The organism is Parabacteroides sp. (genome assembly GCF_977054455.1).
This window is the reverse complement of the sequence record NZ_CDRTCT010000001.1, coordinates 161,529-187,088: the sequence shown is the minus strand read 5'-3', so window position 1 is coordinate 187,088 and position 25,560 is coordinate 161,529. Positions and strand designations below refer to the sequence as shown.

The window sequence follows — 25,560 nt, the reverse complement described above, 5'->3', positions numbered from 1 at the left end:
CTATTACTTTCTTTTTATTTTATACACGTGTTTCTTTCCGTTCACGACCACGACTGCCATATAGACCGTACGTGCCAAATCTTCGTAGCACTCCCAACGATAGTGCAAATAACCTCCGTTGACACAGGTTTCGGCATGGCGATGTATCATCTGTCCTGCCATCGTGTAAAGGTAAATCTCGATCTTACTGCCAGGCTCGGTGTCCATCACAAAGTTCAGCTCACGCTCGAACGGATTCGGATAAACCGAAATCTGCAAATCGTTAACGAAATCGATGATGACAGGCTGCTCGATGCTACCCTGCACATTGTTTGTGCGATAGTCGAACATCGGAGATGTCTCGGCAATGACTTCCCCACCCCGTTCAAGAGCGAAAGAAACGGCTTCATTCCGGTCTCCACCGATCGAGACAAAGTACAACGGCCTGCCGTCATACGGGTCTTCCGTCAATAAAGCTTCACCACGCAACTCACCGCCGACATAGGCCTGCAATTTGTCGCCTGCATAAACCGGCAAACTCTCTGCAACCGTCGCTACAACGGACATATTAGCATCAAAGCGAGTATCCGTACAGGTCGTCCCGGACGTCATAGCACCGCCCGAACGAGTCGGGAGATCACCGCTTCTCAAATCGTTTCCGCCCATCATGTCCGGATAGACCAGAGACGTACCCTCACCATTGTTCAACAGCATATAGCCCTTGCCCGGTTCCATATAGGTCATGTTTCCTAACCAACCGGTCTTCACGCCGTACATCGAGAACGCATTCTGCGATTTGATGATGTCACCTTCCTTGGCACTGTAGCCAGACAAAGCCTCAGCGATCGGCAAATTGGTCATCGGCAGATAACTGATATAGTTCCATTTAGCGGCAACCGGTATCGTCAGGTCTTCCTTTTCCTTGATCGCAATACCTGAGACAGAGAGTTTCTGCGCGACAGAAGATTGGATCAGATACATATGTTTGTTGTCGAATACGATATCACTTCCCAACCACGTTCCGGACTCTTTGTCGTAAGCCGCAAATGCACCTTTCGCTTCGTCTTTCACCTGTTCGTCTCCGAGTAACATCGAATTCTTCATGATTGTCACCAAGTCAGGCGCATCGCTCTTGACATTGAAAGAGACCCAATTCCAACCTTCCGTCAAGTCGATATTCTGAACCACCCGTTCTTCGGCGTCAAAAACAACCGGTTCCGAAGCCGTCCCCACAACCGAGTTGCTGCCAAACGTAACCAGTGTATCGCAATAGGCATCATAAACAGTACCGGTACTCGCATCCCATACACGGAAGTTCAACGGCTCGCCACCCTTGATTTCGTTTCCGTAAACAGTCAGGAATACATACCACATATCATTCTTATCCACATACCGGTTGTTGGCGACACCGACACAACGGCCGCCATCGAACACGGCAATCATATCTTCGGCATCCGTCGAGAACAGTTTGTTCACACGCAGTTTACCATAAATATTCATGTTGTATTTGAAATCAGCCGGATCGACTATCCAGTCCGGTTGCTGGTCGAACACCTTCAAGGTCACCGGCAATGCTTCCGAAACATTGTTATCCCCCTTCACATAGACCACCTCGTCATAGCGTCCGACATTCGTGCCTTCGTCTACCGTAAACAGGATCGTCTGGCGTCCCAACGGGTCGATCGTGCCGTAAGCCGGATCGGCTTTCAGCCAGGCAGGAAGTCCTTCGATCGTAAAGTTCTTTTCCGTACCGCCCTGGTTTTCCACATCGACCATAAAGGTCATCGGAGCGTAGAGCTTCTTCTCCTTTGTCACTGAGGACTGGCTCCACTTCAACTGATTGCGGTTGATGTATGCGCTCCAAGTCACCGGACTCTGCATCAGGTTGCCATTGAGGTCGCTCACATCCTTAACCGTAAAGTTGACCACTGCCTTTTCCAACGCTTCGGGCGTATCCATCAGGTTGATCACCAACGCATCCTTATTGACTACAAAGGTGAACGGGATGGAGACTTCGGGGCCCTTCGCCCTTACAGGCGCTTTCTCCTCAGAGGCCAACCGGCTGCCACCGATGACCAAAGTCGAATCCGTCACCAAATCTTCGCCACTGAAAACCATCTCCCGGACGTTCGCGCTATTGGTGATATATTTATGGAAAGGCATATAAAGCATCAGTCCCATTTCCGAACCCTTCGGGCAAACGTTGTAGTTCTTATTGATGATCGTCGAAGGCAACGCCATGTTCCAAAGGCGGAGTTCGTCGACCTGCCCTTTCAGGTACATATCCGTGTGGTCGACCATCTGCGCGGCTTCCGTCCAACGGCGAGCACCGAGATACAGGTTCGTTCCGGAGAAACCGCCCAGCTTGCCTGCATCGAAATAAGTATTCAGCGCCCCGTCGAGGAATATCTGCGCATTTCCGGCATTCCGGTTCACGGCGATGGCGAAATGATGCCAACTGTCATCGTCCCATTTTCCCGAGAGAACCTCTTCATGGCCGTTGTTACGGAACACCAACTTGTTATCGGCGAACCCGACAAACACCTTGTTACGATTCGTGTTGTTCTCGTCACCGACCCCTTTTCCATTCGATACCAAAGCGGCCTCTTTCTGTCCGGGAGCCGCCTTGAACCAGAACTCAAGCGTATAGTCCTGCGCATCGGTCAACGCGACCTTCGAGGTGTTGACAGCCATGAGCGTATCTCCCTTAAATGCTACCGACAGCCCGGCAAGCGTGCTCCAATCGGCGCCATAGATCCATGCCGTAGCCCCTTGTGCCTTGTCGGTCACACGGTCGCCCTTGCCGTCGTTCATCGGATAGTAGGCCAACATGCCCGCTTCCTGTCCGGTGTAGATGGTCAGCTTGTTCGCCATGATTTCGTTCGAGGCTACCACCTTGTTCCAGACACGCGCTTCGTGCATCTTACCGGCAAAATAGTTATCGCCGCTCACGCCGCGCCCGAACTGCATCGGCCCGATCGAAGTGTTCGGCTCGGAGGTCTGTACCCCGGTGATCACTTCCGTTCCGCCGAAATAAGCAGAGAGCTGGCGGTTGGATGCCTTATAGGTCATGGCGACGTGCGCCCAATCGGTCGTTTTGAAACTCTGCGGCTTGGAGGCATACACTTTTCCGCCGATGCTTGCTTGGATCGAATTGTCCGCTCCGATGGAAAGTTCCAGCGCATTGGTTGTCGTCCCATGGCTGAACAGCGTCATTTTCTGTCCGAGAGTAGACGGCAATACCCACATTTCGACCGATACGTCTTTATCCGTCAGGTTGCGTTCCGCCTGTGTCGCCAGATAAGAAGAGGTCCCGTCGAAAGTCAGCGATGTACTGTGGTCGCCATTCGAACCGTTGCGAACGGCTGTCACCTGGAAGTTCTTCACATCGGTCATATATCCTTCGGCAATCTCTTCGTTGAAGTTCAGGCGGATTTCGTCTTCGATCCCCAACACGCCGTCGGCAGGTTGGATATTGCCGAACACGACAGGCCGTTTCGTGTCCTTCACACCGGAAATGACCGGGGATGATTTCGTCACGAACTCGTTGCCGACCTTGCTGAACGTCACCGCGCGGATATCGTACTTCTGGTCTTCTGCCCCATAGAAGCGGGTCGAGATAGTCGCACCCTCGATCATCGCTTTCTCGCCGGAAGCGGCTTTATAGGGAACGGAATCGTTGAAAAAGCTGCAAATGTTCGTCCAATCTTTATCCGAACCGGAAGAGGGTTTATACTGCACTTCGATATGGTCGAAGCCTGTAAAGTTCACATCGAACCCGTCGATCGTCAGCGGCATGTAATACTTGCCGGAAGTCGAATCGAGCGAAGACTGCGTGTTCAGCGTCCATTTATCCGTCGGGTTCTTGATGTTGATATCGCTGGACGACGGGATAAAGTGTGCGGAGATGTAGACGGTGTCGGCGATGTCAGCCTGATTATCGGTCGGATCGGACTGGCACTGCGATTTCAACACGAGAGCCAAGTCTTCATAATCGTATTCCGTACCACGGCGCACTTCCAGCACCTTATTCAGCACTTCGCCGTAAGGGACTTCGATCCCGCGCCCTTCTCCCAACGGCACGCCGTCGATGGAGAACTTCGCCCCCTTCTGGTTGGCAGCATCCACGATGGCGATCGTAAAGATGGCCGTTGCCCCGGACACTTTCGAATCGTTCATCAGCTTCAGGTTATAGACCGCCGCTTTATCGGACGGCACGTTCGTCACCACAGGCTTTTCGACTTCCAAGCTCGGACGTTCGATCTGCATGGTGGCTTCATTCAATAATTTTTGGTCGCCATCCTGGTATTGCGTATATTCGGCAGGTTCGTACGGGCAAGCAGTAGCACCGCCACGGGTCTTGAATATAAAGTTACCATACTGTACGCACTTTTTCAATTTTCCGGGATCGACATCCCCTTGATCATTGAAGTCTCCCAGTTCATTATACATATTATTCCATTTACTCTTGAAAGTCGTATCGACAGGAGCAGCCCGAAGCACATCCACGCTGATATAATCGAAATCGCCTTCATCAGCCAAGACAAACCCGCTTGAGGCCGTCTCGCCTTCCGTAAAATTCTGTTCATCAGAGCCTACGCCACCGAACTGCTGGTCGATCGCTGTCACCACACCGGCGCCCCCAATCGAAAATCCGAACTCGGCTGCGACCCCGGCTGTGGCGGTAAACTCGAACGAATAGCCATCTTCTTTAGCCATCTCGTACGATTCGGTATATTCTACCGGGGAAGAGGCATGGAACGAACGGTTCCGTTCGACAAAGTCACCTTTCTTGATCGCAGCCAGCTTTTCATCTTCATTCTGCTTCAAGACACGTACCCATTCCTTGATCGCATTGTTGTACATGGAGATCGAGTCAGGCGTCCCCCCCTTAACCTTTTTCTTTTTCCCTAAAAACTTTGTCAGGAATTCATCTTCCTGTTCTTCTTCCGGGACTCCCGTGTTCGGAATAAAGATCTTATAGCTACCCGTAGAGCCGAAAGTATCATCATCTTTCGAGACATTCGAACGATAGATCATACGGTTTTGTGCAGTCGCCATCGCCTGTGCTTCCGTTTCCGTAATGGCATCCGGCGTATACAGCATATTGTTGCGCAATGTCTCCAGATTCGGGATCACGATATTCTCGATATGCATTTTCGGATAAGAGAAAAGAGTCGATCCGGAAACAGACACATTCAGGTTCGAGCCTTTACATATATAATAGGTCTTGCCATCCTTTGTAGTCGTAGCATAAACATCCTTTTTACCGCCTTTACCATCATAGGTTTCCTTGTCCAGCAATTCGATTTCATTCACCGCCCCGTAATAGAGGTTATTGGAAAAGCCGATAAAGACATCCGCAGCCGAGCCGACATTAAGCGGATCGTCGCTGGTCTGATAACGGGAATTAGTCGTCACCGTCATCGTACGTGCATCCGGATGATTGGTCGTCTCTTCGTGGTTGATGCTTGCCTGAATATTGTTCTCCATCTCCGTTTCGGTCAGGACCATTGCCCCGATGCCGATACCGGTTGCCGTTTTCACACCCAACTTTGTCGTAACTCCTTCCGTCCCGACGTTGGTGAACCCTTTCGTACTCATTGTATTATAAGAATAGTTCTGTCCGCTTTCCCACCAAGTATAGCTGGCGCTTCCGGGAGGGTCGCGCAGGATGTTCAAAAGCGTGATAGGACCGGCCGTCACAAAGTCCAGACCATCCGTATTCGGATCCGCCCCCAGAAGGAAGCCTTTCAATCCGGGCGCTTCATACTTTTTATCATCAATCGTCACGGCTATGCTCAAGCTCCCGTAATCATTACTGGCAAAACGAGGCTTATTCATCACAAGATCGACATAGAGTCTGCCCTGATCATTCAATGTCGCTTTCTGAGGAGCTGCATTCTGATTGAAAGTATTCGTAATACTTACCTCTCCGCCTTGTGTCGGGACACGGTCCACCTTAACTCCTTCGCCTTCCGTCACGCCATTATAGGCATAATCTTCCGTTGCTTCGATATGGAAGCCCCAGGTTCCGGTCGAGAATACCGGCAAGCCTTTCCCTTCGCCGTCCTTGAAAAGATACTCCTTACTTTTTTTATCATAGAGGACAAGCGTATCCGGCTCTTCCAATCCCTTCAGATCCGGAATGGTCGTGTACTGTAAACCGAAATAATCCGTCTTGGCGCCACTTGCATTCCCTTGCTTGTAGCTGATGGTCGGACTGACACGATGGATCAGTGAATATTCCTCATTATAAGCAAGGCGATAGGTCTCCCCTTTCTTTTCATCGGTATATTCCGACGTCTGTTCGGTAAAGGCATTTTCCAGATTGACGACAGGTGCTGCATTCGGCAGCAGCCCGTCCCAACCTTTGACAGTCGCCTGCGTCACCTTATATTTGACGGGATAGAGCCAGGCTTCGTATTCGCCGGTTTCGTCATCGGGCGTGATCACGATCTGCTTCTGCCGGTAGCTGACCCCGTTGTCGTATTTACTGTTCCAGTGGATCATTGTGCTGTCCATCTTTTCGGGAGCGCTTTCATCTTTTACCCCATCTTTGTAGACGGCATCTTTATCGTAGATTTCAGAAGAGGCATCCCCTTCCAACTCCAGGACAAGTGTCGGGCTATCTCCTAAGTTGTTTTTTGACAGTGAAAAACCAAGCGGCTTATTCCCTTCCACCGTACCGCCGGCCACACGGCCGATCAGCTTTACTTTCGTCTGGTCCCAGAAGCGGACGTCGGCCATATTCGCCTGATAATTCAGGTTTATCCCCTTCGAGTCAAGCAAAAGGCCGTTTTGCTTAAACGTATGGTTCGCTTTCACCACCCGTACGGTCTGCTCGCCTACCGGTACGCTAAAGGCGAATTGTCCTTTATCACCGCTTTTGACGAACTCGCCGTTACTGACTACCGCCTGGCCGTTCACTTCGAACGTAGCTCCGACAACCGGTATGCTGCTGTTTTCATAAAAGACATATCCTTCGACCTTGACAGCCGTCTTGTTCTGGAAATTGATATTCGACATTGTCACGGCATCCGGCCCGATCGTAACGGTCTGCTCCGACGGGTCGAAATTGAAGATCGGATGGGTAGGCGTCAGCGTATAGGCTGTTCCATTCCCGGCATAGGGAATGCCGCTTACGGAATAATTGCCCGAAGCGTCCGTCAGTCCGCGCAGCGCTAATTGTTGCTGGGTCGGAAACGCTTCGGTTCCGGTGCTTAACGTTGCGTTATGGATTTTGCCGTGATGGGCATTGTAATTGGCTTTGGAATAAGAAATATCGTAGAACTCGTCCATCACCGGATCGTTCAGCCGCCAATAGGCCATCAGCCCCTCTTCGTTGCCGGTCAAAAGGCGGTTGTAGGTTTGCTTCACTTCCACATCGGTCAGGCCTTTGCTCCAAAGGCGCACTTCGTCGACATAGCCTGCATAGCCTTTGCCGATCGTCACCTTGGCTTCAGTGGCAGAACCGACAAGGCCGTTTGCCGAATAGGATTTCTTCAGTTCGCCATCCACGTATATCAAGATACTGGTCCCGTCATACATGGCTGTCAGTTGGGTGAAGTCAGTCGTCGGAAGCGCATCTCCGTCCGCTTCCGTCCAGCCTGTACCGCTATTTGCGCTAAAAGCCGGTTTACCGGCTTTCAGGCCGAGGGCGTAACGGCCGAAGCTGACGATCGTTTTCGTCTGATCGCCGGCTGTCGGCTTCACAAAAGCCTGTACCGTAAATATATTCGGGGTTTGGATCGCTTCATCTGTTTCGATGTAGCTATTTTCGTTACCTGTAAACAGCAAGCTCTGTCCGGCCAACAAGTCTTTACTGGAAAGCATGACATCCACACCGGGGACGGCATCGCCGTAGCTGTAGGTGATGCGCCCGCTGATGATGCCGGTGGGGCTGCGGAAACCGCGAGTGATGGCGGAAGGGTTAGAGACTTTCTTGTCTACACAGGTTGTGACGGCAGCCACCCGATACTCGTAAATCATGCCCGGCACCCCCAACTGGTCATTATAGATAAATGTGGTTTGCTGCGACCCTTCTCTTGTTTCAATTGTTTTCCAACCGGTATCTTCACCCTGATCCACTATGTATTCACGGCGAAGGATCTCAAACTGGTCGATCGGGTTCCCGTCCGTTTCCCATTCGATGGTCGTATGATTCGGATAATAGCCCTTGGAGACCTCAATCGAGGTTACCATCCCCAAAAGGGTTGGCAAGATCGGAGTATCCGGATCAATATACACCGGTATCGGATTCAATGCCGGATAGTTATTATTGCCCGGTTTGACATAAACCGAATAGGTATAATTCACACATGTCATATTCAACTCATCGATCAGATAACCGTTTTTCATATCCGCTTCGGTGGCGACAACCTCATCGGTCGATTGCCTGCCGCCACCATAGTCCTTGGTTCTTTTCACGATGACCCTTGCGCCATCCGACCATATAATGTTATCGGTTTTTTCTTCCAACGTCCAAGAGATTTTGGCTTGCGGTTGTGTGCTCCAATTCAGACGTTCGACTTTGGCAGAAGCCACATTCTGGTGTGTCATCACCTTCTGGATGGACGAAGACACAACATACTTCCACTCCCACAGAGCCGCATCCGCACGACGGAGGCGGTAATAAACCGTACCGATTAAGTTGTCATTGCCGGTAGGATCGGTTATCGAGTACTCGCTCTTTCCACTTTCCAATTCCACTATACCTACCGACTTTACACCTTGCGAAAAACCGACGTCCGTGGCACGTTGCACTTCAAACTTGCCTGTTTGGCTAAAATCCTCCAATCCGCTATTATTAATAGTCCAACTGATGGTTGTAGCGCCATTCGGGGCATCTGCCAATTTGAGTTCATCCGGATAATGGAATGACTTTAACGAGATAGTAGCCGCCCGATTCGTGTGTGCATAACCATGCATCTTATACGCATACGTAAAAGTCACATCCTGAGCCTGATTGCTGATCTTATAGTCGGTCGAGCCGGTAGATGCAGTGCTTGTTATCCACCCACCACCGGACCAATTGTATTGGGAGCCATCTTTAGGGCTTGATATGCCGGTATAGGTCACGTTATAACATCCCGGTGTCGTCGACAACTGATAAGATAATTGAGGAGTCGGGAAAGTACCTCCAGTAGCTTTTCCTAAACCTTTATTTACCTTTTGTAGCCCCTTGTTGTCACCATTATAATCAATATTCAATGTGATAGCAAAATCCAAATCAGATCCTCCCCACTCTGACGGGACATACCATCTGAATCTGGCATATGCTACATCATATGTGTTGTCCTCTACGCCTTTAGTGACAGCCAAAATATATTCGTTATAGTCTTTCTTCAAGCTTATAAATGATTTACCATCTTGACTTTCGATTTCTCCATATCCATACGGAGCCTTTGCTTTAATCCACTTGGTATCTCCATCGGATTGCCAGGTGTCTTCTTTTTCCATTGTATAAAATCGCAGGATTTCTTTACCGTCCGCTGTTAGCGAACCATAATCCAGCCCTTCATCGTTATCTTTACTTTCATATACTGGCAATCTCAGCTCTATATATCCATCTTTTAAATGCTCCGTAAACTCTACTTTCTCTAAAGTTACAATGTTAGCCCCTGCTTCCTGCCATCCAACCAGCAGCAACATCCAAACTTGGAATAGAAGCAGATATCGAAAAATCTTCCGGTATCGGCCCCGACAAGACCCAAGTGGGACTCTTTCTTTCGTTTGTAAAAATTGTTCCATACACATTTCGTTTTTGTTCTTATTTCTGTTATACAATCTTATTGCGCTTATTCTTGTTCGCGTTCGCGAACATCGGGTGTTCGTTATAACGAACAAGGCATGTTCGCAGACGCGAACATGCCTTGTTCTAAATTCATTCATTACAACTCTCCCGGGCGCTCTTCTTCGCCCCCTCCGCTGGGTTTTCCACCGATATAGACAGTCGTGCTTACGCTACGCGGTTCTTTCAACAATGAGTTTCCGCCATGGCAATACTGCGTCGTCACCGTCAACGTATAAGTCCCCGCCGTCAGGTCCGCCGGGATCAGCAGCGTCAGTTCGGACGGCTTGTTGATGGCGATTTCGTCGTCTTCGAGCTTTTTCACCACCCCTTTTTCGTCGGTCAGCGTCACGCCTACCGACGGGTCGTCGCCCATCACTTTCAGCATCGAGCCACGGACGAAGAAGTTGCGGCCGGCCGTCGCGCTGCCGTCTTTGAGTTTCGACTTCTTGTCTTCCGTTTCGAGGATGTACATCACGTCGGCTTTCATGCCGAGGATGTTGACCGTCGTCTTGGCAATCTCTTCACGGATCATCTTGTCCTGGATGAAGGAGACGTAGACGGAGTTTTTCTCCGGGTCCCATTTGCCGCCTTCGATCACGCCGGTAAACTGGGCGACGGCGCGGAACAGGCTCGTGTTCACATTATAGCCGTTCAGGATAAACCGCGCGACAATGCGCAGGAACAAGGTTACCACATGCACGATTGTCTCCGTCCGGAGGCCCGTGTCTTCATTCTTCATTTCCTCACAGATTTTGTCGAGGTTAACACTCCCTGCCGATTCGAGCAGCAGGATTTTGTCGTCTTTGTTGTCGGTGGTGACGGTATTGTCTGCCAACCAACCTTTCAGGGTATTCTGCATGTTTGATATATTTATGGAAGGGAACTTCCCCTATCCCGTTTTTTTGACATTCGATCTGCTTTTTACTTCTTCTTATTATAGATGAGAGATGGCCGGCGTTCTGCAGGAAAATACAAACGCCGGCCATCTCTCCATAATGGAGAGCCAGACCGAACGTTTGTACACCATTCTATTTATTATAATAATGTGCCGGATTACTCCGACGGGTTAGTGGGTGCAAAGGAAGAAAAGAGGAATCGGGAATGCGTGCCAATTAATCCTACGGTATGCTAAATTGTCATCCGACTCAGGTGAAACCGGCCTATTCCTATCATTTTTGGAAGGTAAAACTATCAGAGCTTGTAAACTGGTTATTTTTTTATACTTTTACAGCCCGTAACATAATTCATGGAATGAAAACATTTTACACGACCTTGCTCTTAGCCGCCTGTATCTTCTTAGGAAGCCAATGTCACCCGGAATCCGGAGAAAAGACACCGTCTTCCTCCGCCGACAGTCTCTATACACTTACGTATATCCAGTCCATCAGGATCTCGGAGCCGGAACGCGCCTTGCTCCTCTTAGACACGGCGATCATGAAAAACCGTATTTCCGAATTCAAAGCCGATTACATGCGGTACAGTATCTACGACCAACAGGGGATGTTCCATATCGCAGAAAACTATCTGCAAAAAGTGATGAATAGCGACTCCATGAAAACCGCTTCGCCCCAAACAGAGATACAGATAAAAAATGCATTCGTAGACCTCAACACGCGCTTTTCCAACTATCCGCAGGCCATGCAGGTCGCAACAGAATTGTGCGAAAAAGCCCGGCTGGCAGGCAACAAAAGGCTGGAAAGCGAAATGTTGCATCTGATCGGAAAGATTTACCGGAATCAAGGGGTGGACGAAGAAGCCGACCAGTACACCATGCAGGCAATCGCACTGCTTGAAAACAGTTCGGATATACGCGAGCTTGCTTACCTCTCTTTTATTTACGGCCAGCAAATGACTGACTGTCTCAACAAAAATGAACTGGAGAAAGCCATCGAAACCGGAGAGAAGAGGAAAAAGCTGATCGACAGGATGAGCGGAATGCCCGGACCGCCGGAAGGTTATTTCGATGAGCAATACGGATACTTATACAGTAAACTGGCGGCTATTTATGAGGAGAACAGACAGCCGGAAAAGGCAGCCGCCGCCTTCGATAAATTCCGTTCCACCCGGTTTTCGAAGACAGAGGTCGGACACAGAGATGCAATCCCTTACCTGATCTGCTCGAAACAGTTCAAAGAGGCGGCCGAGACGATCCCCGACGAGCAGATCTTCGGGAACGACACCATCAACGGCGATTTCATCAACAATCTGGATTATCGCTCGGAAATCGCGGCCGGAAACGGCAACTACCGCGCCGCCCTGGAGTACCGGAAACGCCGGGATGCGATCAAAGACAGCATCAACGCACGCAATAAGCAGAACGCCGCGTTAGAGTTGGCGACCATCTATGCCACGAATAGAAAAGACCTGCTGATCAAGGAACAGGACGCCAAGATAGACCGGCAACGAATCATACTGATCGCCACGTTAGGGGCATTGTTGTTCGCCGGGCTTACGATTTACCTGATCGGCCGGCACCTGCGCATCACCCGGCAGAAAAACCGCGTACTGGCCAAACAGATAGACGAAGGAGTTGTGTACCGGGAGAAACTGCACAAGGCAAACGATGAAATCGAAGAACTGAAACAGCTTTATGCCGCCACCCTGCAAACCGGTACATCCGAACAGGAGCAGGAGGCGGAACAAAAAGCGGGAAATGCCTCCGATTCGAGAACGGCTCTTCTGAATCAAAAGTTATTCAACGAGCTGGAAAGGGTGATGGAAGAAAAGAAGTTGTATCTGGATCCGGAGATTTCGCGGGATGCTTTGCTGAGACAGGTTCATATTTCCAAAAACGTGTTCGCACAGTTGATACAGACTTTCGCCGGTACGAATTTCAACGGGTATATCAACAACAAACGGCTGGATCACTCCATCAGCCTGCTAAAAGACTACAATTCTTACACGATCGAAGCGGTGGCTGCCGATTCGGGTTTCAATAATGTGCGGAGTTTTTATCGTACATTCAAAAATAAATACGGAATGACACCGTCGGAATACAGAGATACATTCACATTGGATCAATAAAAGAGGGACGGCTCCGTGTTTACGGATGTACCTCTTCCATTCTTTCCAACTCGCATCCCCTGAACTGCATCACGATGAGGTGGAGCCGGGTATGTTGTATCATCTGCCGCACTTTCGGACCGACGGCGTATTGCTTTATCTGCTCCACCGCCTCCTGCCATTGCGATTCGGCTTTGGATTCGGGATCTTTGGACGAAAGGTATTTCAATTCAACGATATAACTGTGCGCCACCTCATAACGCAACAAGTCAGGCATCAGAAAAAGGTCGCAAAAACCGTGATTCAGTTCTACTTCCGGAGCGATCAGGTAGTAGGCGTTCACGCTAAGGTAAGCGGTGAAGAAGCCTTGCAGGTTGCGTTCTCCCTCGATGGCGCTACGCACGGAGGAGTTTTCCTTGTAGGCATGGGCGATAAATTCGAATGTTTCACGCCAATGGCCGTCGTAAGCCATGTTGTCGAACAAGTCTGCCAAGTTGTTTAAATTAATGTACCGTTTATTTTGGTATTCTTCCAACATGAATTCATAGTACTGCTTGCGCACATTATTGTTCGGGATGCTTAGCACGATTCGTGTTCCGCGTGTGGCACTGATCGTCAACATGCCGTAATAGAACAGCAGGCTGGGGAAAATCTCAGGATTGGCGATCTCCGAGGCCGGAAAGGTCGTGACAAGGGTCGTGACAAGCTGTCCTTCATCCGTGATCCGCCGCAAGACGCCTTTCCGATCGCCGTCCAACCGGTCCAGTTGGATGAGCTTCTTCATCTTGTTGTAATCCGTGCGGGTGTTCGGGTCGATCATCTGTTCGGGAGATCTGCCTAAGTCCATATAGTTACGCAGATAATAAAGCACCATGTCGCAGTTGAACATCTTCGGGTCACGGTCCAGGCTTTCTTTAGCAAAGCAATAATTGTCATACCAGGGCTTCATCTCCGCAATCATCGCCTCGATATCCGCATTGCCCGGAAGTTGACCGGCATCCTTATAATATTGCAGCATCGTACGCACATCGTCCTCGCTGAATCCCAACATCATGTTGAACTGATAGTGGGTGCTGATGTTCCAGCCGATATTGAAACCGCTGGTCAGGTCGTCCAGTGTCACGGGACTCACACCGGTCATGAAGATGCGTTCGAACATGCCTTTGTAGAGCTTGAAGTAGTCACGGTAAAACCCGCTCGCATGAGTCAAATCATGATAGATCTTTTCTCCTTGCTCGTTCAAGACGACATTGGTGAAGTTATCGTATTCATCGATGATCAGATAAAGCAAATACCCCTTTTGCTTCGCCTCGCTATTAATGAGATTCAATTTATTGGCAGCCGATTTGCTTTCATAAAAATTGCTTTGCAGTTTTTCGGAATAATAATCAGAATAGGTGCTCATAAAATTATTCAAGACAATGCAGCAATAGCTATTAAAATTTTCTTCCAGTGTGCCCATACCCACACTCGCCCGTGAGAAATCGAAGAAAAGCACCTGATATTTCCCCTGATTGGGGGTCGGGTGGCTGCCTATCCACAAATTACCGAAACGCTTTTGGAATTTATCTTTTTGGGCCACATCGTAATACGCCCACAGCATACCCAGGAAAATACTTTTCCCGAAACGGCGCGGACGGATGAAGAACAGGCTGTCCGGCTGCCTTTCCAACAAGGGCAGGTACATCGTCTTGTCCACATAATACTGATTTTGTTCCACCACTTCTACGAAGTTCGAAACACCATACGGGATCCTCTTTACATTTTCCATGTTATGCTTGCTTTATTTCTTATATTTCTTCCATTCTTTCCAACTCGCATCCCCTGAACTGCATCACGATGAGGTGGAGCCGGGTATGTTGTATCATCTGACGCACCTTCGGACCGACGGCGTATTGCTTTATCTGCTCCACCGCCTCCTGCCATTGCGATTCGGCTTTGGATTCGGGGGCTTTGGACGAAAGGTATTTCAATTCAACGATATAACTGTGCGCCACCTCATAACGCAACAAGTCCGGCATCAGGAAGAGGTCGCAAAAACCGTGATTCAGTTCTACTTCCGGAGCGATCAGGTAGTAGGCGTTCACGCTCAGGTAAGCGGTGAAGAAGCCTTGCAGGTTGCGTTCTCCCTCGATGGCGCTGCGCACGGAGGAGTTTTCCTTATAGGCATGGGCGATAAACTCGAATGTCTCACGCCAATGGCCGTCGTAAGCCATATCATAGAACATCAACCCCAGATCGTTCAAATTAATGTACCGGTTGCTTTGGTATTCTTCGAGCATGAACTCGTAATACTGCTTGCGCACATTGTTGTTCGGGATGCTCAATACCAAATAGTTCCCGCGTGTGGCACTGATCGTCAACATGCCGTAATAGAACAGCAGGCTGGGGAAAATCTCAGGATTGGCGATCTCCGAGGCCGGAAAGGTCGTGACAAGGGTCGTGACAAGCTGTCCCTCATCCGTGATCCGCCGCAAGACGCCTTTCCGATCGCCGTCCAGACGGTCCAGTTGGATGAGCTTCTTCATCTTGTTGTAATCCGTACGGGTGTTCGGGTCGATCATCTGTTCGGGAGATCTGCCTAAGTCCATATAGTTACGCAGATAATAAAGCACCATGTCGCAGTTGAACATCTTCGGGTCACGGTCCAGACTTTCTTTAGCAAAGCAATAATTGTCATACCAGGGCTTCATCTCCGCAATCATCGCCTCGATATCCGCATTGCCCGGAAGTTGACCGGCATCCTTATAATATTGCAGCATCGTACGCACATCGTCCTCGCTGAATCCCAACATCATGTTGAACTGATAGTGGGTGCTGATGTTCCAGCCGATATTGAAACCGCTGGTCAGGTCGTCCAGTGTCACGGGACTCACACCGGTCATGAAGATGCGTTCGAACATGCCTTTGTAGAGCTTGAAGTAGTCACGGTAAAACCCGCTCGCATGAGTCAAATCATGATAGATCTTTTCTCCTTGCTCGTTCAAGACGACATTGGTGAAGTTATCGTATTCATCGATGATCAGATAAAGCAAATACCCCTTTTGCTTCGCCTCGCTATTAATGAGATTCAATTTATTGGCAGCCGATTTGCTTTCATAAAAATTGCTTTGCAGTTTTTCGGAATAATAATCAGAATAGGTGCTCATAAAATTATTCAAGACAATGCAGCAATAGCTATTAAAATTTTCTTCCAGTGTGCCCATACCCACACTCGCCCGTGAGAAATCGAAGAAAAGCACCTGATATTTCCCCTGATTGGGGGTCGGGTGGCTGCCTATCCACAAATTACCGAAACGCTTTTGGAATTTATCTTTTTGGGCCACATCGTAATACGCCCACAGCATACCCAGGAAAATACTTTTCCCGAAACGGCGCGGACGGATGAAGAACAGGCTGTCCGGCTGCCTTTCCAACAAGGGCAGGTACATCGTCTTGTCCACATAATACTGATTTTGTTCCACCACTTCTACGAAGTTCGAAACACCATACGGGATCCTCTTTACATTTTCCATGTTATGCTTGCTTTATTTCTTATATTTCTTCCATTCTTTCCAACTCGCATCCCCTGAACTGCATCACGATGAGGTGGAGCCGGGTATGTTGTATCATCTGACGCACCTTCGGACCGACGGCGTATTGCTTTATCTGCTCCACCGCCTCCTGCCATTGCGATTCGGCTTTGGATTCGGGGGCTTTGGACGAAAGGTATTTCAATTCAACGATATAACTGTGCGCCACCTCATAACGCAACAAGTCCGGCATCAGGAAGAGGTCGCAAAAACCGTGATTCAGTTCTACTTCCGGAGCGATCAGGTAGTAGGCGTTCACGCTCAGGTAAGCGGTGAAGAAGCCTTGCAGGTTGCGTTCTCCCTCGATGGCGCTGCGCACGGAGGAGTTTTCCTTATAGGCATGGGCGATAAACTCGAATGTCTCACGCCAATGGCCGTCGTAAGCCATATCATAGAACATCAACCCCAGATCGTTCAAATTAATGTACCGGTTGCTTTGGTATTCTTCGAGCATGAACTCGTAATACTGCTTGCGCACATTGTTGTTCGGGATGCTCAATACCAAATAGTTCCCGCGTGTGGCACTGATCGTCAACATGCCGTAATAGAACAGCAGGCTGGGGAAAATCTCAGGATTGGCGATCTCCGAGGCCGGAAAGGTCGTGACAAGGGTCGTGACAAGCTGTCCCTCATCCGTGATCCGCCGCAAGACGCCTTTCCGATCGCCGTCCAGACGGTCCAGTTGGATGAGCTTCTTCATCTTGTTGTAATCCGTACGGGTGTTCGGGTCGATCATCTGTTCGGGAGATCTGCCTAAGTCCATATAGTTACGCAGATAATAAAGCACCATGTCGCAGTTGAACATCTTCGGGTCACGGTCCAGACTTTCTTTAGCAAAGCAATAATTGTCATACCAGGGCTTCATCTCCGCAATCATCGCCTCGATATCCGCATTGCCCGGAAGTTGACCGGCATCCTTATAATATTGCAGCATCGTACGCACATCGTCCTCGCTGAACCCCAGCATCATGTTGAACTGATAGTGGGTGCTGATGTTCCAGCCGATATTGAAGCCGCTGGTCAGGTCGTCCAGTGTCACGGGACTGACACCGGTCATGAAGATGCGTTCGAACATGCCTTTAAACTTCTTGAACACCTCACGGTAGAAACCGCTGGCATGAGTCAAGGCATGATAAACTTCATTCCCCTGCTCATTGAGGACCACGTTCGTGAAGTTATCATATTCATCAATGATAAGGTAAAGGTGAACGCCTTTTTCTGCCGCTTGCAAATTCAGGAAATTCAGCTTGCTAACAAAATCAGGCAGTTCTTTCATTTCTTTTGCGAAACCCGGAAAATAAAGTGGCTCATAAGATGCGCCAAACACATCCATCACCATGCAACAATAACGATCAAAATTCTCGGCAAGTGAACCGCTACCTCCACTCGCCCGCGAGAAGTCAAGATAAAGCACATGAAAAGCCCCCTGCAAAGGCGTCGGATGACTTCCGATCCACAAATTACCGAAACGCTTTTGGAATTTGTCTTTCTGTAAAATATCGTAGTAAGCCCGCAGCATACTCAGGAAAATACTTTTCCCGAAACGGCGCGGACGGATGAAGAACAGACTGTCTGGCTGCCTTTCCAACAAGGGCAGATACATCGTCTTGTCCACATAATACTGATTTTGTTCCACCACTTCTACGAAGTTCGAAACACCATACGGGATCCTCTTTACATTTTCCATGTTATGCTTACTTTTAATTCTTCCACACGAAGTATGACAAATATACTCCAATCTTTTGAATGTAACAAAAATAAAATAAAAAACGCAGGCCAGGCCTCAGCCCGATCTGCATTTTTACAAATATTGATGCTCTGCTATTTATCCGTTCATCGAAGCCAGGAACTCCATATTATCGAATGTCTGTTCCATTCGTTTCTTGACAAATTCCATAGCCTCCATAGAGTTCATATCGGCCAGGTACTTACGCAGGATCCACATACGGTTCACGGTGTTATCATCCTGCAGCAGGTCGTCACGACGCGTACTGGAAGCCGTGATATCGACAGCCGGATAAACACGTTTGTTTGCCAACTTGCGATCCAACTGTAATTCCATATTGCCTGTACCTTTGAATTCTTCAAAGATCACATCATCCATCTTCGAACCGGTTTCTGTCAATGCCGTTGCCAGAATCGTCAAGCTACCGCCGTTTTCGATGTTACGGGCTGCTCCGAAGAAACGTTTCGGTTTCTGCAAAGCGTTCGCATCCACACCACCGGAGAGAACCTTGCCGGAAGCCGGTTGAACCGTATTGTAAGCACGAGCCAGACGCGTGATGGAGTCCAACAGGATCACGACATCATGGCCACATTCCACCATACGCTTAGCCTTGTTCAAGACGATTTCAGCAATCTTCACATGGCGTTCAGCCGGTTCGTCGAAAGTCGAAGCGATTACTTCCGCATCTACGCTACGAGCCATATCCGTTACCTCTTCAGGACGTTCGTCGATCAGCAGGATAATCATATACACTTCCGGATGGTTGGCAGCGATCGCATTGGCGATATCTTTCAACAACATGGTCTTACCGGTCTTCGGCTGAGCCACGATCAGACCACGCTGTCCCTTGCCGATCGGAGAGAACAAATCTACTACACGTACGGCGATATTGTCGTACACTTTCGGAGACTTGCGGGCTGTCAACATGAATTTTTCATCCGGGAAAAGCGGAGTCAGATGATCGAAAGGAACACGGTCGCGAACCTCTTCCGGCGTACGGCCGTTGATCTTGTCCACTTTGACAAGCGGGAAATATTTTTCACCTTCCTTCGGAGGACGGATAGCACCCTCCACCACATCGCCGGTCTTCAAACCGAACAACTTGATTTGTGATTGCGATACATAAATATCATCCGGGGAAGTCAAATAGTTATAATCGGAAGAACGCAGGAAGCCATATCCGTCAGGCATCATTTCCAATACGCCTACACCTGTCAGTATGCCATCAAACTCATACTGTTTTTCCTGTACAGCATTATTATTGTTGCGCGGGTTGTTATGATTATTCTGATTGTTCTGTCTGTTATTATTCTGGCGAGGATTATTCTGCTGGGCGGCTACAGGTTGTTCTGCCTGCACTTTCGGTTCCGGTTTGGCAGGTGTAGAAGAGAATGGGAAAAGCTGGTCGAGAACCGATTTGGTGTCCGGATGGCGGAATACCACGCGTTTAGGTTCGTCTGCCGGAGTTGAAGTCGAAGCAGCAGGTGTCTCTACAACAACCGGCTCTTCCGTTATCTCAGGAACAACCTCGGCCGGAAGTTCTCCGTTATCAGATTCCACGACAACGGGAGGGAGCAACGGCTTCTCTACAGGTTTGGCAGCTTTCTTTACCACTTTCTTCGCTACCGGTTTTCCTGTTTCGACAGGAGCATCGGTAGTAGTGTCAGCCACTTGAACAAGAGTTTCGGACACAGGAGCATTAGCTGAAACCGTGCTTTTAGAAACGACTGCTTCTTCGTTTTTCTGGACAGGAACAGCAGCCGCAGCCACTTTTTCTTTCTTGTCAATACGAGTCCGTCTTTTACGTTCGGGTTGTTCCGGAGCCTCTGATGTTACTTCTTCTACCGAAACTTCAACGGGTGTGGCAGGAGCAGCAACCTTTGTCTTGGCATCAGCTTTTGCACCTTTCGGAGCCGCCGCTTTTGTTTTCTTAGCCTTAGTCTGCCTTTCTGCTTTCTTTGCTTCCTTTTCTTTCTCCTTTTCAGCCTGAATGCCGGCATACGAGATGGCCTGTTCATCAAGAATTCTGTATACAAGTTCCTCTTTCTTAAGAGAACTTACTTTTTTAATACCTAACTCTTCCGCTATACTTTGCAACTCAGGAAGGAGTTTTTCATTTAGTTCTAGAATGTTATATTTTTGCATAATGCGAAGTGAATAATAAAAACGACGTACTACACGACCTGATATGGCACGCGTACAACGCAATCATTGTATCTTTTATAATTTGATAATTAATAATTTCATGTGAAAACCGGATTGTTGAGCTAACTTGAATCATTAGTAACACATCTGCGGAGTAAATCTTTGCAAATGTAATAATATTTTTACTTACTCTCGCTTTTTGTCGAAAAAAAATTCACAACTAACACACTTTTAGTTGTTTTATCCAGGCAAAAACGATTATCGGAACGTTCTCCTACAATCCAGATAACAGCGTCTCCGCTGCATAAAAGCCAAGTTCGTTCTTTATCAAAACGACTGAACTTATGATCCGAGAAATAATCGCTTAATTTCTTCCGCCCTTTCATGCCGAAAGGAATAAACCAATCTCCCTCTTTCCATGTACGCAGGGTAAGCGGAAAAGTCAGTTTGTCGTAATCAAAATAGGCGATATTTTTGTCTTTCCGGATATGGAAATCTTCCTTAATAACAATCTTCTCGAAAGAAAGTTCAACAGGACCGGACCAGACTTTCTCGTCGCCGGTCAGCGTATATTCATAAACCTCTTCTTTTACAAGAGGAGACAACAATAAATAGTCCCGATCTTTTATCAACCGGTATGTAGAAGAGAAAAAGGTTTTGCCCGATTCTCTCGTCAGGGACAAATAAACATCCTCTGCCACCGGACGAGTAAAGCCGTAGGTTTTGAGCAATTCATATAAAATCGCATCGGGCGACGGGTAACGCATCAAGGTGGCAATCGAAAGGCGATCTCCCTGCTCGACCACGGTATTCCTCGCCTCTTCCACCACATGCAGATAAACGGCTTCAGCCGCCGACAGATGTTCGGCCGTACGGGCAATCGCATTTTTCACGGAAGGATTGATCTCCTTCAGAAGCGGAAGGACACGCAGGCGAATAAAATTGCGCGTATAGGCATCGGAAAGGTTGGTACTGTCGGTCACATACGTCAAACCGCGTCCGGCAAGCCATTCCAAGATATCCTCACGGCTCACGGCAAGCAAAGGGCGCACCACGAAACCGTTCTTCGGACGAATCCCGCTCATTCCCCGGATACCGGTGCCGCGTACCAGATTCATCAAAAGCGTTTCCACACTATCATCACGATGATGAGCCACAGCGACAGCCTGTGCCCCGGTTGCAACCCGTTGCTCTTCGAACCAGCCATAGCGCAACTCGCGGGCAGCCATTTCGATGGAGAGATGACGGCCGGCCGCGTATTTCCGGGTATCGAAGTCCGTTTTCAGAAAAGGGACATCCAGTTTTAGGGCATACTCCCTTACAAACTGTTCGTCACGCAGGGATTCATCTCCCCGCAAGTGAAAATTACAATGCGCCGCAATACAGGAATAGCCCGACTCCACCAAAATGGTGAGTAGGGCTATTGAATCCGCTCCGCCACTTACACCGACCAGAACCGGACGGTTTTCCGTAAGCAACCGATATTTCTCTATATATGCACGGACAACATCGCGCATCTGATTATTCTTCTACACCTGCCAATTCCGGGTCGATCATGATACGGCCACAGTATTCGCAAACGATCACTTTCTTACGCAACTTGATGTCCAACTGTTTCTGAGGCGGAATCTTGTTGAAACAACCGCCACAGGCGCCACGCTGTACATAGACGACAGCCAGACCGTTGCGGGCTCCCTTGCGGATACGTTTGAAAGCAGTCAAGAGGCGCGGTTCGATATTCGCTTCCAGTTTCTTTGCTTTTTCGCGCAGTCTTTCTTCGTCCTGTTTGGTTTCGGAAATGATCTGTTCCAGTTCGCTCTGCTTCTGAACCAAGTCAGCCTTACGGCCTTCCAGTCTTTCTGACAGTTCGGCTATTTCTTCCTTCTTCTGGTTGATCGCTTCACCGAACTCACGAATCTTCTTTTCTGAGAATTCGATTTCAAGTCCCTGGAATTCTATTTCTTTTGACAAGTTGTCGAACTCACGGTTGTTACGCACGTTATCCAACTGCGTTTTATATTTTTCAATCAGACCGGTAGACTCCGTAATCCTATGTTTCTGTTCTACAACAGCATTCTCAAAGTCCTTAATTTCTGACTGATAGTTCTGAAGACGTGTTTCCAGACCTGCGATCTCATCTTCCAGATCCTGTACTTCCAAAGGAAGTTCGCCGCGAAGTGTCTTGATCTTATCAATTTCAGTCATCATCGTCTGAAGCTGATACAGCGTAGAAAGCTTTTCTTCAACTGTAATCTCTTTTTCAGCTGATTGTTTATCTGTAGCCATTCTATAAATATTTTACCGGGTTTGAATTAACATTCGAAAAATGTACGGCAAAGGTAGGGAATTTTTTCGATATTATGTTATAAAAGATGTCTTTTGTACAGACTTCACTTTCATAATGACCAATAACCGCCAGCAGAATCCGGTCTTCCACATCGTAAAAGTCATTATATTTAGCCTCTCCCGTAATGAAAACGTCCGCACCGTAATTGATCGCGTCTTTGATCAGGAAAGCACCGCTCCCCCCGCATAAAGCGACTTCCCGTATCGGCTTGCCGGTCAAGGCGGAATGCTTCACGCATCCCACCTGAAACAGTTCCTTGATCCTTTGCAGGAAAACTAATTCCCCCTCTTCTTCGGGCAACTCTCCCACTACCCCCGAACCGACCTGGTCCCAGGCATTATCCAAGGGATAGAAATCGAATACCGGTTCCTCATAAGGATGGACGGAAAGCAATGCGCGGGTTACCGTCGATTTACGAAAAGCAGGCAATATCGTTTCGATACGGATTTCCGGCTCCACATGCAACTCGCCTATTTCACCACAAAAAGGATTGGTCCCTTCACCGGCACGGAAAGTTCCGTCGCCCGGCAGGTTGAAGCTACAGGAATCATAGTCGCCTATCGTTCCGGCTCCCGCATTGAACAAGGTTGTCCTCACCAAATCGGCATAGGCCTCCGGCACGAAAGTGACCAGCTTCAGCAAAGCACCTTTCTGCGGGCTCAGGACACGGACATTTTCCAGCCCGATCAGTTCCGCCAGACGGAAGTTCACGCCTCCCGCCGCATTGTCGAGATTGGTATGGGCGGCATAGATCACCAAGTCATACTTGCAGGCTTTCATCATGCACCGCTCGATATAGGTCGAACCGGTCAGGGATTTGAACGCTTTAAAGGCCAAAGGATGATGAGAGATAATCAGGTTGCACCCCATCTCTATCGCCTCATCCACGACCTCTTCGGTGACGTCGAGGCAAAGAAGCGCACCGGTAGCAGGCTGATTCACATCGCCCACCTGCACACCTGCATTGTCAAAACTTTCCTGCAATGGCAACGGAGCGTATTGTTCGATTTCTTTCAGTATATCCCTTATACGCATAAAGACTTCGTTTTTTTAATTGACAATTAGGCCTCGCGATACTTTTCTCTTTGAATTTTTTCTCTTTTAATTCTTAATTCTTAATTTCCAATTGCAGCTCTTCCAATTGCGAATCATCCAACTGTCCGGGCGCATCCAGCATGACATCGCGGCCGGAGTTGTTTTTCGGGAACGCGATACAGTCACGGATAGAATCGAGGCCGGCAAACAGAGATACCCAACGGTCCAGACCGTAAGCCAGACCACCGTGAGGAGGCGCACCATACTTGAAGGCATTCATCAGGAAGCCGAAACGTTCCTGTGCCTTTTCTTCGGTGAAGCCCAGCAACTGGAACATCTTATCCTGCAACTTGCTGTCATGGATACGGATGGAACCGCCACCCACTTCGACACCATTGATCACCATGTCGTATGCATTCGCACGAACAGCTCCCGTATCGCTATCCAACAAAGGAATATCTTCGGGTTTGGGAGAAGTAAACGGATGGTGCATGGCATAGAAACGCTGGTCTTCTTCGCTCCACTCGAACAGCGGGAAGTCGATCACCCAGAGGCAGGCGAACTTGTTCTTGTCACGCAAACCTAACTGGCCGGCCACTTCCAGACGCAATTCGCAAAGCTGTTTGCGCGTCTTCATCGCATCGTCGCCGGAAAGGATCAGGATCAGGTCGCCCGGTTTTGCCCCGAAAGCTTCTTTCATCTCCTGCAATACTTCCTGTGTATAGAATTTGTCCACGCTCGACTTCACATTACCGTCGGCTTCCACACGGGCATATACCATGCCCTTTGCACCGATCTGCGGACGTTTCACAAACTCGGTCAGCGCATCCAGTTGCTTGCGCGTATAAGAAGCCGCCCCTTCCGCACAGATACCGCCGACATAAGCAGCATTATCGAATACGGAGAAACCATGTCCCTTCATGATGTCCATCAATTCGACGAACTTCATATCGAAACGCAGGTCCGGCTTGTCGCTACCGTAATACTTCATGGCATCGTGCCAGGTCATACGCGGGAAAGCCTCTTTTATATCGATACCGCGAATCACCTTGAACAGGTGCTTGGCCATTCCTTCGAAAATGTTCAGCACGTCTTCCTGCTCCACAAAACTCATTTCGCAATCGATCTGTGTAAATTCAGGCTGGCGGTCCGCACGCAGGTCTTCGTCACGGAAACATTTCACGATCTGGAAATAACGGTCGAAACCGGAAACCATCAGCAACTGCTTCAACGTCTGCGGCGACTGAGGCAATGCATAGAACTGCCCCGGATTCATACGGGAAGGAACGACAAAGTCACGCGCCCCCTCAGGCGTAGAGTTTACCAGCACGGGAGTTTCCACTTCCAGGAACCCCTGCTTGTCCAGATAGTTACGAACCTCGAAAGCCATACGATGACGCAGTTCCAGATTCTTGCGGACGGCGTTGCGGCGCAAGTCCAGATAACGGTATTTCATACGCAGGTCGTCACCTCCGTCCGTATCGTCTTCAATCGTGAAAGGAGGAGTTACGGCAGCATTCAGGACATTCAGCTCCGAAACGATGATCTCGATCTCACCGGTAGGGATATTCGGGTTTTTGCTGGAACGTTCGCGAACGGTTCCCGTTACCTGGATAACATATTCGCGTCCCAGTTTATTTGCTTTCTCACAAAGAGCGGCATCCACTTCCTGGTTAAACACCAATTGCGTAATACCGTAACGGTCGCGGATATCCACGAACGTCATGCCACCCATCTTACGGGTTTTCTGTACCCAGCCGGCCAGCGTAATCACCAAGCCTTCATCGGCAAGGCGCAGGTCGCCACATGTTCTTGTTCTATACATTATATAATATGGATTAAACTGTTTTTCTATTTTACGTGTGCAAAGATAATAATTTATAGGTCTCAAGAATATTTGAAATGGCATTTAAACGTTGAAAAGTCGTTTCTAATTTTCTTGAAGCCATTTTTCAAT

11 protein-coding genes are annotated in these 25,560 nt (G+C 48.8%); 1 reads left to right on the top strand and 10 read right to left on the bottom strand.

The features are described from left to right. Nucleotides 1-3: 3 nt before the first annotated feature. A complete protein-coding gene (locus ACW6QF_RS00665) occupies nucleotides 4-9,633 on the bottom strand; it encodes a LamG domain-containing protein (protein WP_456086434.1) in 9,630 nt (3,209 codons plus the stop codon). Between the two features lie 239 nt (nucleotides 9,634-9,872). Beyond that, entirely contained in the window at nucleotides 9,873-10,634 is a 762-nt protein-coding gene (locus ACW6QF_RS00660) for a DNA-binding domain-containing protein (RefSeq protein ID WP_456086433.1), read from the bottom strand. 392 nt (nucleotides 10,635-11,026) lie between these two features. Between ACW6QF_RS00660 and ACW6QF_RS00655 the strand changes: the two genes are divergently transcribed. Continuing rightward, on the top strand, nucleotides 11,027-12,799 hold the full coding sequence (locus ACW6QF_RS00655) for a helix-turn-helix domain-containing protein (RefSeq protein WP_456086432.1): 1,773 nt from the start codon (nucleotides 11,027-11,029) through the stop codon (nucleotides 12,797-12,799). A gap of 19 nt (nucleotides 12,800-12,818) precedes the next feature. Here the strand turns inward: ACW6QF_RS00655 and ACW6QF_RS00650 are convergent, their stop codons facing one another. The 8 genes from ACW6QF_RS00650 to aspS form a co-directional block, all read right to left on the bottom strand. Continuing rightward, entirely contained in the window at nucleotides 12,819-14,549 is a 1,731-nt protein-coding gene (locus tag ACW6QF_RS00650; protein ID WP_456086431.1) for an ATP-binding protein, read from the bottom strand. Between the two features lie 19 nt (nucleotides 14,550-14,568). Further along, nucleotides 14,569-16,293 (bottom strand): ATP-binding protein, encoded by a 1,725-nt coding sequence (locus ACW6QF_RS00645; protein ID WP_456086430.1) that lies wholly within the window; start codon nucleotides 16,291-16,293, stop codon nucleotides 14,569-14,571. A gap of 19 nt (nucleotides 16,294-16,312) precedes the next feature. After that, nucleotides 16,313-18,037 (bottom strand): ATP-binding protein, encoded by a 1,725-nt coding sequence (locus tag ACW6QF_RS00640; protein ID WP_456086429.1) that lies wholly within the window; start codon nucleotides 18,035-18,037, stop codon nucleotides 16,313-16,315. Nucleotides 18,038-18,175: 138 nt separating this feature from the next. Then, on the bottom strand, nucleotides 18,176-20,221 hold the full coding sequence (gene rho / locus ACW6QF_RS00635; RefSeq protein WP_456086428.1) for a transcription termination factor Rho: 2,046 nt from the start codon (nucleotides 20,219-20,221) through the stop codon (nucleotides 18,176-18,178). Between the two features lie 182 nt (nucleotides 20,222-20,403). Then, nucleotides 20,404-21,738: a tRNA lysidine(34) synthetase TilS gene (gene tilS, locus ACW6QF_RS00630; protein ID WP_456086427.1), complete on the bottom strand. Its 1,335-nt coding sequence runs from the start codon at nucleotides 21,736-21,738 to the stop codon at nucleotides 20,404-20,406. 4 nt (nucleotides 21,739-21,742) lie between these two features. Next, entirely contained in the window at nucleotides 21,743-22,507 is a 765-nt protein-coding gene (locus ACW6QF_RS00625; RefSeq protein ID WP_298548670.1) for a zinc ribbon domain-containing protein, read from the bottom strand. Nucleotide 22,508: 1 nt separating this feature from the next. Then, nucleotides 22,509-23,603, bottom strand: coding sequence for a Nif3-like dinuclear metal center hexameric protein (locus ACW6QF_RS00620; protein ID WP_456086426.1), 1,095 nt, complete (start codon nucleotides 23,601-23,603; stop codon nucleotides 22,509-22,511). Between the two features lie 73 nt (nucleotides 23,604-23,676). Continuing rightward, nucleotides 23,677-25,428, bottom strand: coding sequence for an aspartate--tRNA ligase (aspS, locus tag ACW6QF_RS00615; RefSeq protein ID WP_456086425.1), 1,752 nt, complete (start codon nucleotides 25,426-25,428; stop codon nucleotides 23,677-23,679). Nucleotides 25,429-25,560 lie beyond the last annotated feature (132 nt).

Coding starts and splice junctions, on each gene's coding strand:
- ACW6QF_RS00665 (WP_456086434.1), bottom strand. CDS start 9,633: ATGTTGCTGCTGGTTGGATGGCAGGAAGCAGGGGCTAACATTGTAACT.
- ACW6QF_RS00660 (WP_456086433.1), bottom strand. CDS start 10,634: ATGCAGAATACCCTGAAAGGTTGGTTGGCAGACAATACCGTCACCACC.
- ACW6QF_RS00655 (WP_456086432.1), top strand. CDS start 11,027: ATGAAAACATTTTACACGACCTTGCTCTTAGCCGCCTGTATCTTCTTA.
- ACW6QF_RS00650 (WP_456086431.1), bottom strand. CDS start 14,549: ATGGAAAATGTAAAGAGGATCCCGTATGGTGTTTCGAACTTCGTAGAA.
- ACW6QF_RS00645 (WP_456086430.1), bottom strand. CDS start 16,293: ATGGAAAATGTAAAGAGGATCCCGTATGGTGTTTCGAACTTCGTAGAA.
- ACW6QF_RS00640 (WP_456086429.1), bottom strand. CDS start 18,037: ATGGAAAATGTAAAGAGGATCCCGTATGGTGTTTCGAACTTCGTAGAA.
- rho (WP_456086428.1), bottom strand. CDS start 20,221: ATGCAAAAATATAACATTCTAGAACTAAATGAAAAACTCCTTCCTGAG.
- tilS (WP_456086427.1), bottom strand. CDS start 21,738: ATGCGCGATGTTGTCCGTGCATATATAGAGAAATATCGGTTGCTTACG.
- ACW6QF_RS00625 (WP_298548670.1), bottom strand. CDS start 22,507: ATGGCTACAGATAAACAATCAGCTGAAAAAGAGATTACAGTTGAAGAA.
- ACW6QF_RS00620 (WP_456086426.1), bottom strand. CDS start 23,603: ATGCGTATAAGGGATATACTGAAAGAAATCGAACAATACGCTCCGTTG.
- aspS (WP_456086425.1), bottom strand. CDS start 25,428: ATGTATAGAACAAGAACATGTGGCGACCTGCGCCTTGCCGATGAAGGC.